Source organism: Pseudomonas sp. 9.2(2024) (assembly GCF_039695385.1).
Lineage (GTDB): Bacteria > Pseudomonadota > Gammaproteobacteria > Pseudomonadales > Pseudomonadaceae > Aquipseudomonas > Aquipseudomonas paraglycinae.
Genome location: NZ_CP155585.1, coordinates 1,929,653 through 1,942,008, shown reverse-complemented (window position 1 = coordinate 1,942,008; position 12,356 = coordinate 1,929,653). Strand labels below are relative to the sequence as shown.

14 protein-coding genes are annotated in these 12,356 nt (G+C 61.6%); 6 read left to right on the top strand and 8 right to left on the bottom strand.

What is annotated here, in order from left to right:
* Positions 1 to 87 precede the first annotated feature (87 nt).
* From ABFB52_RS08705 to ABFB52_RS08675, 7 genes are all read right to left on the bottom strand, one after another.
* A complete protein-coding gene (locus tag ABFB52_RS08705; RefSeq protein WP_129973378.1) occupies positions 88 to 1,503 on the bottom strand; it encodes an amino acid permease in 1,416 nt (471 codons plus the stop codon).
* Between the two features lie 848 nt (positions 1,504 to 2,351).
* Positions 2,352 to 3,569: a 23S rRNA pseudouridine(2605) synthase RluB gene (rluB, locus tag ABFB52_RS08700; RefSeq protein WP_085747142.1), complete on the bottom strand. Its 1,218-nt coding sequence runs from the start codon at positions 3,567 to 3,569 to the stop codon at positions 2,352 to 2,354.
* Between the two features lie 153 nt (positions 3,570 to 3,722).
* Positions 3,723 to 3,914 (bottom strand): DUF1289 domain-containing protein, encoded by a 192-nt coding sequence (locus tag ABFB52_RS08695; protein ID WP_129973377.1) that lies wholly within the window; start codon positions 3,912 to 3,914, stop codon positions 3,723 to 3,725.
* Between the two features lie 2 nt (positions 3,915 to 3,916).
* Complete coding sequence (scpB, locus tag ABFB52_RS08690) at positions 3,917 to 4,924, bottom strand: SMC-Scp complex subunit ScpB (protein WP_129973376.1); 1,008 nt, start codon at positions 4,922 to 4,924, stop codon at positions 3,917 to 3,919.
* 11 nt (positions 4,925 to 4,935) lie between these two features.
* Positions 4,936 to 5,634 (bottom strand): ScpA family protein, encoded by a 699-nt coding sequence (locus ABFB52_RS08685; RefSeq protein ID WP_173892724.1) that lies wholly within the window; start codon positions 5,632 to 5,634, stop codon positions 4,936 to 4,938.
* A gap of 120 nt (positions 5,635 to 5,754) precedes the next feature.
* Entirely contained in the window at positions 5,755 to 6,384 is a 630-nt protein-coding gene (locus ABFB52_RS08680) for an L-threonylcarbamoyladenylate synthase (protein ID WP_102686021.1), read from the bottom strand.
* A gap of 13 nt (positions 6,385 to 6,397) precedes the next feature.
* Entirely contained in the window at positions 6,398 to 7,261 is an 864-nt protein-coding gene (locus ABFB52_RS08675) for a PHP domain-containing protein (RefSeq protein ID WP_085747145.1), read from the bottom strand.
* 87 nt (positions 7,262 to 7,348) lie between these two features.
* Between ABFB52_RS08675 and ABFB52_RS08670 the strand changes: the two genes are divergently transcribed.
* The 6 genes from ABFB52_RS08670 to ABFB52_RS08645 all read left to right on the top strand — a co-directional run bounded on the left by ABFB52_RS08670 (position 7,349) and on the right by ABFB52_RS08645 (position 11,456).
* Positions 7,349 to 7,945, top strand: coding sequence for a septation protein A (locus ABFB52_RS08670; RefSeq protein WP_129973374.1), 597 nt, complete (start codon positions 7,349 to 7,351; stop codon positions 7,943 to 7,945).
* Between the two features lies 1 nt (position 7,946).
* On the top strand, positions 7,947 to 8,246 hold the full coding sequence (locus ABFB52_RS08665) for a YciI family protein (protein ID WP_011333002.1): 300 nt from the start codon (positions 7,947 to 7,949) through the stop codon (positions 8,244 to 8,246).
* Between the two features lie 120 nt (positions 8,247 to 8,366).
* Complete coding sequence (locus tag ABFB52_RS08660) at positions 8,367 to 8,777, top strand: translation initiation factor 2 (protein ID WP_085747147.1); 411 nt, start codon at positions 8,367 to 8,369, stop codon at positions 8,775 to 8,777.
* Between the two features lie 7 nt (positions 8,778 to 8,784).
* On the top strand, positions 8,785 to 9,462 hold the full coding sequence (locus ABFB52_RS08655; protein WP_007958370.1) for a response regulator transcription factor: 678 nt from the start codon (positions 8,785 to 8,787) through the stop codon (positions 9,460 to 9,462).
* A gap of 136 nt (positions 9,463 to 9,598) precedes the next feature.
* Positions 9,599 to 10,048: a Spy/CpxP family protein refolding chaperone gene (locus ABFB52_RS08650; protein WP_129973373.1), complete on the top strand. Its 450-nt coding sequence runs from the start codon at positions 9,599 to 9,601 to the stop codon at positions 10,046 to 10,048.
* Positions 10,049 to 10,115: 67 nt separating this feature from the next.
* On the top strand, positions 10,116 to 11,456 hold the full coding sequence (locus ABFB52_RS08645) for a HAMP domain-containing sensor histidine kinase (RefSeq protein WP_129973372.1): 1,341 nt from the start codon (positions 10,116 to 10,118) through the stop codon (positions 11,454 to 11,456).
* A gap of 284 nt (positions 11,457 to 11,740) precedes the next feature.
* On the opposite strand, the gene ABFB52_RS08640 is transcribed toward ABFB52_RS08645, so the two are convergent.
* Complete coding sequence (locus ABFB52_RS08640; RefSeq protein ID WP_129973371.1) at positions 11,741 to 12,307, bottom strand: nitroreductase family protein; 567 nt, start codon at positions 12,305 to 12,307, stop codon at positions 11,741 to 11,743.
* Positions 12,308 to 12,356 lie beyond the last annotated feature (49 nt).

The following is a 12,356-nucleotide window of genomic DNA, read 5'->3' as shown; positions in this document are numbered from 1 at the left end:
ATTGGCGCCGGCAGTCTATCGTCACTTCGCGTAGGACCGGGCACAAAAAAGCCGGCGGAAGCCGGCTATTTTGTTGTCGTCCGTTGCCTACTTGGCCGCGGCCCCAAGCACCGCGCGTTGATCGCTGCGCTTGTTCTTGATCACGTAGCAGACCCACATGAACACCACCCACACCGGGATCGCGTACACCGAGATCTGAATGCCCGGGATCAGCAGCATCACGCCGAGGATGAACAGGACGAACGCCAGGCAGATGTAGTTGCCGTACGGGTACCACAGCGCCTTGAACAGCGGTTTCTGATTGGTCTTGTTCATGTGCTGGCGGAACTTGAAGTGCGAGAAGCTGATCATCGCCCAGTTGATCACCAGCGTTGCAACCACCAGCGACATCAGCAGTTCCAGCGCGTGTTGCGGGATCAGGTAGTTGAGCAGCACCGCCACCAGGGTCACGGCCGCCGACGCCAGGATCGAACGCACCGGCACGCCGCGCTTGTCGATCTTCGCCAGCGCTTTCGGCGCATCACCCTGCTCGGCCATGCCCAGCAGCATGCGGCTGTTGCAGTAGGTGCCGCTGTTGTACACCGACAATGCCGCGGTCAGGACCACGAAGTTGAGGATGTGCGCGGCGGTGTTGCTGCCGAGCATCGAGAACACCTGCACGAACGGGCTGCCGCTGTAGGAATCGCCCGAAGCGTTGAGGGTTTCCAGCAGGCTGTCCCACGGGGTCAGCGACAACAGGATCACCAGCGCGCCGATGTAGAAAATCAGGATCCGGTAGATCACCTGGTTGATCGCTTTCGGGATCACGGTTTTCGGCTTGTCGGCTTCGGCTGCGGTGAAACCGAGCATTTCCAGACCGCCGAAGGAGAACATGATGATCGCCATGGCCATTACCAGACCGCTGACGCCGTTCGGGAAGAAGCCACCGTGGGACCACAGGTTGCTAACGGCCGCCTGCTCGCCGCCATGGCCGCTGACCAGCAGATAACTGCCCAGGGCGATCATGCCGACGATCGCCACGACCTTGATGATCGCGAACCAGAATTCGGCTTCACCGAAGACTTTGACGTTGGCCAGGTTGATCGCATTGATCAGCACGAAGAACGCGGCAGCGGTGACCCAGCTCGGGATCTCCGGCGCCCAGTAGTGGATGTATTTGCCGACCGCGGTCAGCTCCGACATGCCCACCAGGATGTACAGGATCCAGCAGTTCCAGCCCGACAGGAAACCGGCAAAACCGCCCCAGTATTTGTGCGCAAAGTGGCTGAAAGAGCCGGCCACCGGCTCTTCGACGATCATTTCGCCGAGCTGGCGCATGATCATGAAGGCGATGAAGCCGCAGATGGCGTAGCCGAGGATCATCGACGGGCCGGCGGATTTCAGCACCCCGGCCGAGCCGAGGAACAATCCGGTACCGATCGCGCCACCGAGGGCGATCAGTTGAATATGGCGATTTTTCAGGCCGCGTTTCAGCTCGCCTGATTGCGAGTTTTGTCCACTCATGAAAAAGGTCTCACGCAAGGTTTGATGATGTTCAGTAGACGTTGCTGCAAGGTTGCGATTTCAGCCAACCTTGATCAAACCCCAGCGCAGGCACCAGGAATTCAGCTTTTTTACAACGGTCATGCGTCACCTGTTTGTTTTTATCTGTGACGAAATCGAACCCGACACGCTTGTGACGCGGCGGAGTGAACAAGGCGGATAAACCTTGAGGTTTGCGCGATTACGCAGAGGGTCACAGTTAAAACGCGGCGCATTGTACACCGCTAACCCCCTGCTGCCAGACCTCGCCGGATCAGCGTGTCGGTTGCCGGGATTGCATGTGTCCACCCCGGGAGGCCCGGGCGGCTGCAAAAATTGAGTCAGGCCTTTGCAGGCCATCGGCGTGGACGATGGAAAATCCGCCCCACGTGGAGAAGTGAAAATGGATATCGGCGTTCATTGCGCCTCCTTCTTGTTATGCACCTGCACGACAGGCATGCAGCGCATCTCACCTTCCAAACGACGCTTAAACAAGCGCGCCAGAGCGCCGCGCAAGGCCCGGCGGGACTGGCTCCGGCAGATTTTCCTTACAGTCTGATAAAAACACCCGATTTACGGGTCTGCGACGGCCTTTTCGTAAATATTCACTGACAGTGCGTAACGTAAAGTTTCCACGCCAGACCCATCGAAGCCCGGAGCAGCGATTGACGCTAGCTGACTAACTATTTGAAAGGCGTTAAGTTTTTTGTTTTAAAACAAGAAAAACACGCCTGAAAAAAAGAAATAAAAAGTCCAAAAAAAAACGCCAACCCTAAGGTTGGCGTTTCTGTTTTCAGCTTGAGGCTTGCCGCTCGAAGCTTACAACTGCTTTATTCCGGCTTCTTGCGACCGAAACCCGGACGCTGGCCGGAACCGGCCGGGGCGCCACGGCGCTTGCCCGACGGCTTGTCATCGTCAGCCAGCTTGATGCCTGGACGCTTCGGCGCCGGCTTGGCCGGACGCTTGGTGTCGGCTGGACGATCCGCCACCGGCGTACCGCGACCTTCGCCCCGCTCGGTACGGCCATTGGCCGGACGCGGAGTGCGTGGACCGCGCTCGCCATCCGGACGCGCTGCCGGCTTGCGGCCTGGACGCTCGCCTTCGATCTGCGGCTCGCGGACCGGACGTGGACCGGCGCCAATCGGTGCACCGTTGGCCGGACGCAGGGTGCGCACGCGCTCGGTACGGGCCATCGGACGCGACGATTTGCGCTGCATGCGGTCGAGCTTGTCTTTGCTCTTGGCGTTCAGTTGCGGCATGGCCACCGGGGTCAGGCCGACTTCGGCGCTCAGCACGTCGACTTCGTACTGGCTCATTTCGCGCCAGCGGCCCATCGGCAGGTCGGAGTTGAGGAAAACCGGGCCGAAACGCACGCGCTTCAGGCGGCTGACCACCAGGCCCTGGGATTCCCACAGACGACGCACTTCACGGTTACGGCCTTCCATCACCACGCAGTGATACCAGTGGTTGAAGCCTTCGCCGCCCGGTGCCTGTTGAATGTCGGTGAAACGCGCCGGGCCGTCTTCCAGCACAACGCCGGCCTTCAGGCGCTCGATCATTTCGTCATCGACTTCGCCACGTACACGCACCGCGTACTCACGGTCCATCTCGTAGGACGGGTGCATCAGGCGGTTGGCCAGCTCACCGTCGGTGGTGAACATCAGCAGACCGGTGGTGTTGATGTCGAGACGACCGATGTTGATCCAGCGGCCTTCTTTCGGACGCGGCAGCTTGTCGAACACGGTCGGACGGCCTTCCGGGTCGTCACGGGTGCAGATCTCGCCATCGGGCTTGTTGTACATGATCACGCGGCGCACCGACTCGGCGGCTTCTTCGCGCTTGATGACTTTGCCATCAATGGTGATGGCGTCGTGCATGTCGACACGCAGGCCCAAGGTGGCGTCTTTGCCATTGACCTTGATCCGGCCGGCAGCGATCCAGGATTCGACATCACGGCGCGAGCCGACGCCGATACGGGCGAGGACTTTCTGCAGCTTTTCGCCTGCTGGGCCGATTTCCTGGTCGTCTTTCTGATTGATGTCACTCATCTGGGCACCTCCCGGTGTGGTCTGTTCAGCGGCGCTGAATGAGCCGCTGAGGCGTTGAAATCTGGGTTTTCGGGCGAAGGGATCGCCGAAGGGTCGCGAATCATACGCGGATGTGGCCGCGCGCGCATCAGAGACTAGTCGATCAGGGCAAGGTTATTTCTTTTTCCGCCGACCGGTGACCCCGAGCTTGATCAGACGCAGCGCGGCTTCGGCCAGCACAGTGCGCTTGTCGTCCTTGTCGAGTTTCTTCCAGGCCCGTATCTCGCGCTTGCTGCGGCCGCAGCCGAGGCAGATGTCGTCGCTGAACTTGCAGACGCTGATGCACGGGTCCTTGGTCGAGCTCATGCTCAATCCTCGAACTCGCGGCGTTCGGCTTCGATGGCTTCGGCCAGGGCGCGGGCCTCGGCCTCTTCTTCGCTCAACTCTTCCTCGGCGGCGGGTTCCGGTGCGGGCTGTTCCAGCCGGGCGACGGCGGCCAGCAGTTTTTCCCGGGCTTCGGCCACGCCGAGCACATCGTCTTCCTGCTCAGGCTCGGGCTCGAATTCAGGCTCATGCTCAAATTCAGTTTCGAACTCATCCTCAACCGGCGGCTCGACCGGATCGAACTCAACCCCGGTCGGCATCGATTCACCGCCCGCCCCGTCACGCAGCAAGTCGTCAAAGTCAGTCTTGATCCCCTCCTCCATGCTGTCCAGTTCCAGCAGAAGGGTGTGGAAACTGGTTTCTTCCTTCGGCTCATCCGGCTCGGCACTGGCGTCGGCCAGCTCCTGCAAGCCCGGTGGCACGGGAGCGTCGTCGAAGTCGAGCACCGGATCCGCCTCGATTTCGCGCAACTCGGCCAGCGGCGGCAGGTCGTCAAGGTTCTTCAGGTTGAAGTGATCGAGAAACGCCTTGGTGGTGGCGAACATCGCCGGTTTGCCCGGCACGTCGCGGTAACCGACGATGCGAATCCACTCGCGCTCGATCAGCGTCTTGACGATGTTGGTGTTGACCGCCACGCCCCGCACGTCCTCGATTTCGCCCCGGGTGATCGGCTGGCGATAGGCGATCAGCGCCATGGTTTCCAGCAATGCTCGGGAATAACGTTGCGGACGTTCTTCCCACAACCGGCCGACCCACGGCGCGAACTTCTCGCGGATTTGCAGGCGATAGCCCGACGCGACTTCCTTGAGCTCGAACGCCCGGCCTTCGCAGGATTTGCCGAGCAGGGTCAGGGCTTTCTTGAAGACCGGCGGTTCCGGGCGCTCGCCTTCTTCGAACAGTTCATACAGGCGCTCGAGGGATTGCGGCTTTCCCGAGGCCAACAGAAAGGCTTCAAGCAGGGACGCCAGCTCGCGGGGTTCAGTCAGGTTCATATCGGGACTCGTTATTCGGCTCGGGCTCGCACGTGGATCGCGGCGAACGGCTCATTCTGCACCAGCTCGATCAGGGATTCCTTGACCAGTTCAAGGATCGCCATGAAGGTCACCACCACGCCGAGCTTGCCCTCCTCGGCGGTGAACAGCTCGACGAACGGCACAAATCCGCCGCCCTTGAGCCGCTCCAGCACATCGCTCATGCGCTCGCGGGTGGACAGCGCCTCGCGGCTGACCTGATGGCTTTCGAACATGTCGCCCCGGCGCAGCACCTCGGCCATGGACATCAGGATTTCTTCCAGCGCCACGTCGGGCAAGAGTTTGCGCGCGCGGGCTTCCGGGGCGTCGAGCTTGGGCACGATCACGTCGCGACCGACCCGGCTCAGGCCATCGATGCTTTCGGCGGCAGCCTTGAACCGTTCGTACTCCTGCAGGCGACGAATCAGCTCGGCGCGCGGGTCGTCCTCTTCGTCCTCGACGGTTTCGGCCCGGGGCAACAGCATCCGCGACTTGATCTCGGCCAGCATCGCGGCCATCACCAGGTATTCGGCGGCCAGTTCCAGACGCACCGACTGCATAAGCTCGACATAACCCATGTACTGGCGGGTGATTTCCGCCACCGGGATGTCGAGGATGTTGATGTTCTGTTTGCGGATCAGGTACAGCAGCAGATCGAGCGGGCCTTCGAAGGCTTCGAGGAAGACTTCCAGCGCGTCGGGCGGGATGTACAGGTCCAGCGGCATTTCCGTGACGGCCTGGCCATAGACCATGGCAAACGGCAGTTCCTGCTGGGCACCGGCCTGGGGATCAACGGTTTCCACTGCGGACATTCAGGCCTCGACCATGAATGGGGCAGGATCGCCGCAACCGACGCGGATCACTTCCGGATCATCGCCCGTGAGGTCGATCACGGTGGAGGCCTTGATACCGCCGGAACCGCCGTCGATGATCAGGTCGACCTGATGCTCGAGCAACTGGCGCATTTCGTACGGATCGCTCAACGGGTCTTCATCGCCCGGCATGATCAGGGTCACGCTCATCAACGGCTCTCCCAGTTCGGCCAGCAGCGCCAGCGCGATCGGATGGCTCGGCACCCGCAGACCGATGGTGCGTTTCTTCGGATGCAGCAGCAGGCGCGGCACTTCGCGGGTGGCGTTGAGGATGAAGGTGTACGGCCCTGGCAAGTGGGCTTTGAGGATTCGAAACGTCCCGGTGTCGATCTTGGCGTAATTGCCCAGTTGCGAAAGGTCGCTGCAGATCAGTGCGAAGTTGTGCTTTTCGTCAAGCTGACGCAGGCGTCGAACGCGCTCGATGCCGTTCTTGTCGCCGATCTGGCAGCCGATTGCGTAGGAGGAGTCCGTGGGATAGACCACCACTCCGCCCTTGCGGATGATCTCGACCGCCTGTTTGATCAGGCGCGCTTGCGGGTTTTCCGGATGAATCTGGAAAAATTGACTCACATTCTCTACCTGTTCAGACGGCGGCAATAACTGTGTCATGTTTGAACCGACACCACAGGGGTGGAAGGTCCTCCGGCACCGGCCGGTACTGGCCGATCTCGGACCAGCCACCAGGGCCATGGAAATCACTGCCGGCGCTGACCAGCAGACCGAACTCACGGGCAAGGATTGCCAGGCTGCCCACCTGTTCCGCAGGCTGATGACCGTTGACCACTTCGATCGCATGCCCGCCTGCTTGAATATAGTCGGCAATCAGCTTTCGGCGCTTGCTGCGGGTGAAATCGTAGTGCCACGGATGCGCCAGGCTGACCCAGGCGCCGGCGGCTCGCAGCGTGCCGACGGTGTCTTCGAGGGTCGGCCAATGCTGCTTGACGTCCCCAAGCTTGCCGGCGCCGAGCCATTTGCGAAACGCCTCGGCGCGATCCTTTACAAAACCTTCACGCACCATCCAGTCGGCGAAATGCGGGCGGGCCGGCGCGTTACCGCTGTCGCCCAGTTCCTGCTGGATCTGCCGCGCGCCGTCGAGCGCATTCGGCATGCCCTTGAGGGCGAGCTTGCGGCTTATTTCCTCAGACCGCAGCCAGCGGCCGTCGTGCAACTGGGCAATCGCCTCGACCAGCGGCGCGGCGTTGACGTCGAAACCGTAGCCGAGTACGTGAATGGTCGCCCCGCCCCAGGTGCAGGACAACTCGACGCCGTTGACCAGTTGCATGCCCAGCGCCTCGGCGGCCGTGCGCGCTTCGGCGAGGCCTTCGAGGGTGTCGTGATCGGTCAGGGCCAGGACTCGCACGCCGTTCTCGAACGCACGCGCAACCAGTGCCGCAGGCGCCAGGGCGCCATCGGAGGCCGTGCTGTGGCAGTGCAAATCAACATTCACGGGGATGTGTAACCTCAAATCAGCTGGCGCTATCGCGCGCCCATATGTTTGTTATTATGCCGCCACATCCAGCTTCTGGCTCTCACTGTGAAACAATTCATCGATTTCATCCCGCTTCTGCTGTTCTTCATCGTCTACAAACTCGATCCACGCACCGTCGACGTTGCCGGCCATGAACTGACAGTAGGCGGCATTTACAGTGCCACCGCCATGCTGATCATCAGCTCCCTGGTGGTGTACGGCGCGATCTTCATCAAGCAGCGCAAGCTGGAGAAGAGCCAGTGGCTGACGCTGGTCGCCTGCCTCGTATTCGGCAGCCTGACCCTGGCCTTTCACAGCGAAACCTTCCTGAAATGGAAAGCCCCGGTGGTCAACTGGCTGTTCGCCCTGGCCTTCATCGGCAGCCATTTCATCGGTGACCGCCTGCTGATCAAGCGCATCATGGGCCACGCGTTGACCCTGCCGGATCCGGTCTGGACCCGTTTGAACATCGCCTGGATCGGTTTCTTCCTGTTCTGCGGTGCCGCCAACCTGTTCGTCGCCTTCACCTTCCAGGACTATTGGGTGGACTTCAAGGTGTTCGGCAGCCTGGGCTTGACCGTGCTGTTCCTGGTCGCTCAAGGCATCTACCTGTCCCGTCACCTGCACGACGCCGATACCACAACGCCAAAAACCGAGGACTGACATGCTCTACGCCATCATTGCCACCGACGTCGCCAACTCCCTGGAAGCCCGCCTCGCTGCGCGCCCGGCACACCTTGAACGCCTGCAAGTGCTCAAGGGCGAAGGCCGCATCGTGCTGGCCGGCCCGCATCCGGCGGTCGACAGCAATGATCCGGGCGCAGCAGGTTTCAGCGGCAGCCTGATCGTTGCCGAATTCGACTCCCTGAGCGCGGCGCAAGCCTGGGCCGATGCCGACCCGTACATCGCGGCCGGCGTCTACGCCAACGTGATCGTCAAGCCGTTCAAGCAAGTCCTGCCGTAACCGCCCCCGCCAATGTCCCCACGCGATGAACCCTGTCGGTTCATCGCGTTCTCAATCGCTCATTATTCTCGTTTGCCGGCCGACAACCTGCCCAATATCCATTTGGAAACAGGAGTCGCGATGCGCAAGGGTCCGTTGTGTCTGATGTTGGTCACGTTGTCGATCGTGGCGCCCGCCCATGGTGAAGAAAGCACCGAAGGCGGCAGCTCCACACCGCTTTCGTTGAGCGCCGGCAGTCAGATCACCGAGTTGCAGCAGCGCCTGAAGGCCAGCGAGCAGCAACGGGAAGAACTGAGCAAACAACTGCAAAATGCCGACAACACCCGCGAAAGCGCCCAGCTTGCCCGGTTGCGCCAGGAGAACCAGCGTCTGAAGCTGCAACTCAAGGAAGCCCAGGCCAGCCCGCTGCCGCGCCTGCTGACCGAACAGCAGCAATGGTTCGTCACCGGGGCCGGGGTAGCGCTATTGGCGCTGCTCTGCGGTATCTTTGCCAGTGGAGCAAGCCGAAAACGTCGGCAATGGCTAAATTGAGTGAGTCATGAGCGAGCTGTTACTGATTGATGATGACCAGGAGTTGTGCGAACTCCTGAGTAGCTGGCTGAGCCAGGAAGGCTTTCAGGTCCGGGCCTGCCACGATGGTCAGAGCGCCCGCAAGGCGCTGGCCGAAACCGCGCCGGCGGCCGTGGTGCTGGACGTGATGCTGCCCGACGGCAGCGGTCTGGAACTGCTCAAGCAATTGCGCAGCGATCACGCCGACCTGCCGGTGTTGATGCTCTCGGCCCGGGGCGAGCCGCTGGACCGGATCCTCGGCCTGGAACTGGGCGCCGACGATTACCTGGCCAAACCCTGCGATCCGCGCGAACTGACCGCCCGCCTGCGCGCCGTGCTACGCCGCAGTCATCCGGCCGCAGTGTCGACCCAGCTCGAGCTGGGCGACCTGAGCTTCAGCCCGGTGCGCGGCGTGGTCAGTATCGACGAAAAGGAATTCACCCTCACCGTGTCCGAAAGTCGCCTGCTCGAAGCCCTGCTCAAGCAACCGGGCGAGCCGCTGGACAAACAGGAACTGGCGCAGATCGCCCTCGGCCGCAAGCTGACCCTGTACGACCGCAGCCTGGACATGCACGTCAGCAACCTGCGCAAAAAGATCGGCCCGCACCCCGACGGTCGCCCGCGCATCGTTGCCCTGCGCAGCCGTGGCTACTACTACAGCCTCTGATCGTCTGTCAGTTTTGTCAGGTCGGCGCGAAAACGTGTTTACCCAAGCTTTACACAGCGCTGACCGCCGCTGACCTTGATCTCCGTAATCTGTACTCATCCGGAACGTACCGGGAACGAGACAAAGGAGATTCACCATGCGCAAGACTCTTATCGCTCTGATGTTTGCCGCTGCCCTGCCGACCGTCGCCATGGCCATGCCACAGGATGGCGGCCCGATGAGTGGCCCGCTGGACGGCCCGCGCCATGGCGATCAGATGCACGGCATGCACGGCAAAGGCCCGTACAGCCAGCTGGACCTGTCCCGCGAACAGCGCGAGCAGATCCGCAAGATCATGGGCGAGCAGATGCACGAGCGTAAGCAGACGGTCGACAAATACCTGGAGAAACTCTCGCCAGCCGACCAGAAAGCCATGAAGGACGAGATGGCGGCCAACCACAAGAAAGCCGAGTCCGATGTCCGCGCCGTGTTGAAACCGGATCAACAGAAGAAATTCGACGAGATCCAGAAGAAACAGGCCGAGCGTCGCGCCGAATGGGCCGAGTTCAAAGCCTGGAAAGCGCAACAGCCGCAAAAGGCGCAATAATGTTCTAGCGTCATGCCCCGACCCAACGGCTCACCGCCGTTGGGTTTTCTTTGTTTGAGGATTTTCTGTGCGTTCATTGTTCTGGCGTATCCTCGCCAGCTTCTGGCTGGCCATCGCTCTGGTTGCAGGGCTTTCCATTCTGCTGGGGCACATGCTCAACCAGGACGCGTGGATCCTCAGCCGCCATCCGGGCCTCAACACTCTGGCCGCCGAATGGACGCAGACTTACGAAGCCCAGGGCGAAAACGCCGCCCAGGACATCCTCGAACAGCGCAAGCGCCAGTACCACATCGACGTGCAAGTGCTGAACGAAACCGGCGACCCGGTGGTGCGCGGCACCTTCCCCCGGCGCGCGGCCGCCTTCGAGGCGCGGCAGAACAACGATGACCGTCGCCTGCCATGGCGCCGTCTGACCGACGAATTCACCAGCGACAAAAGCGGCGACACCTACCTCTTCATCTACCGCATCCCGCACCCCGAACTCGACGCCTGGCACCGCGAAAGCCTGCTCTGGCCGTTGAGTGCGCTGGGCATCGCGCTGGTGGTGCTGACCCTGTTCAGCCTGCTGGTGACGTTTTCCATCACTCGCCCGCTCAGTCGCCTGCGCGGTGCAGTGCATGACCTCGGCCAGACCACCTATCAACAGAACAGCCTGGCGCAACTGGCCAACCGTCGGGATGAATTCGGTGTGCTGGCCAATGACTTCAACCGCATGGGCGCCCGTCTGCAAAGTCTGATCGGCAGTCAGCGTCAGTTGCTGCGTGATGTCTCCCACGAATTGCGCTCGCCGCTGGCACGCCTGCGCATCGCCCTGGCACTGGCCGAACGGGCCAGCCCGGAAGAACGGGAAAAACTCTGGCCGCGCCTGACCCGCGAGTGTGATCGGCTGGAAGCGCTGATCAGTGAAATTCTGGTGCTGGCGCGGGTCGATGCCGACAACGCCAGCGCCGAAGACGTGGATCTGAATGCCTTGCTCGCCACCCTGCAAAAGGACGCGCAACTCGGCTCGCCAGAGCAGACCGTGCTCCTGGAGGCCGAGCCGGCACTCAATCTGACAGGCTGGCCGACCATGATCGAGCGCGCCGTGGACAACCTGCTGCGCAATGCCCAGCGCTTCAACCCGGTCGGGCAGTCGATTGAAATGCAGGCGTCACGTCAGGGTGAGCGGATCGTGGTCAGCGTGCGTGACCATGGGCCGGGGGTGCAGGCCGAGCATCTAAGCCAGTTGGGCGAACCGTTTTATCGGGCGCCGGGGCAGACCGCTGCCGGGCATGGCCTGGGACTGGCGATTGCCCGGCGGGCGGCGGAGCGGCATGGCGGGACGCTGGTGCTGGCCAATCACCCGCAGGGCGGGTTTGTGGCCAGTCTTGAGTTGCCGCTGGTGCCTGGGGCGATTGTCCAGCCCTAAATAGCTGCCCTCACCCCAGCCCTCTCCCGGAGGGAGAGGGAGCCGACCGAGGTGTCTTGCGTCATACATCAACCTGAAAAATCGAGTCGATTATGGATCTGCCAAGCACGTGAACCGAGTCAATTCCGGATTCGGCCGAAGCACGTGAACCGAGTCAATTCCGGACTCGGCAAAGCTCTTCCAGGTCGGTGAACCTCTGAAGCATCCCCCAATCAGTCCCCTCTCCCTCCGGGAGAGGGTTAGGGTGAGGGCGCTTTTAAAGCTTTTAAAGCTTTTAAAGCCCTTTAAGCCTTACCCGACCAAGCGCTGACAAACTCCGCCAGATCAACCTTCTCGGCCACCCGCGGTTCTTTCTGCGGCGTGCCGAGGTAAAGGAAGGCAATCACCTCTTCGTCATCCGTCAGGCCCAAACCCTTGGCGACATGTTTCGAATAAGCCAGATCACCCGTGCGCCACACCGCGCCAATCCCCTGCGCGTAAGCGGCCAGCAGAATCCCGTGCGCCGCACAGCCCGCCGCCAGCAACTGCTCGGCCTTCGGGTATTTGACGTGATCCTGCAATTTGGCGATGACCACGACCACCAGCGGCGCCCGCAGCGGGCCGTTGCGGGCCTTGTCGATCATCGCTTCGGTGACTTCGCCTTCCTGCATTTTTGCAGCTTCGGCCAGCAACTCGCCCATCTGCTCACGCGCCGTGCCTTCGACGGTCAGGAAGCGATACGGCTGCAAATGGCCGTGATCCGGTGCGCGGGTCGCGGCGGCGAACAGCACTTCGCGCTGTTCGGCGGTGGGGGCCGGATCGATCAGTCGTGGAACGGAAACACGGTTGAGCAAAGCGTCGAGAGCCTGCATCGGCCACCTCCTGAAAAAAATGTCCGGCTATTCTAGCTGCAAGTGATCC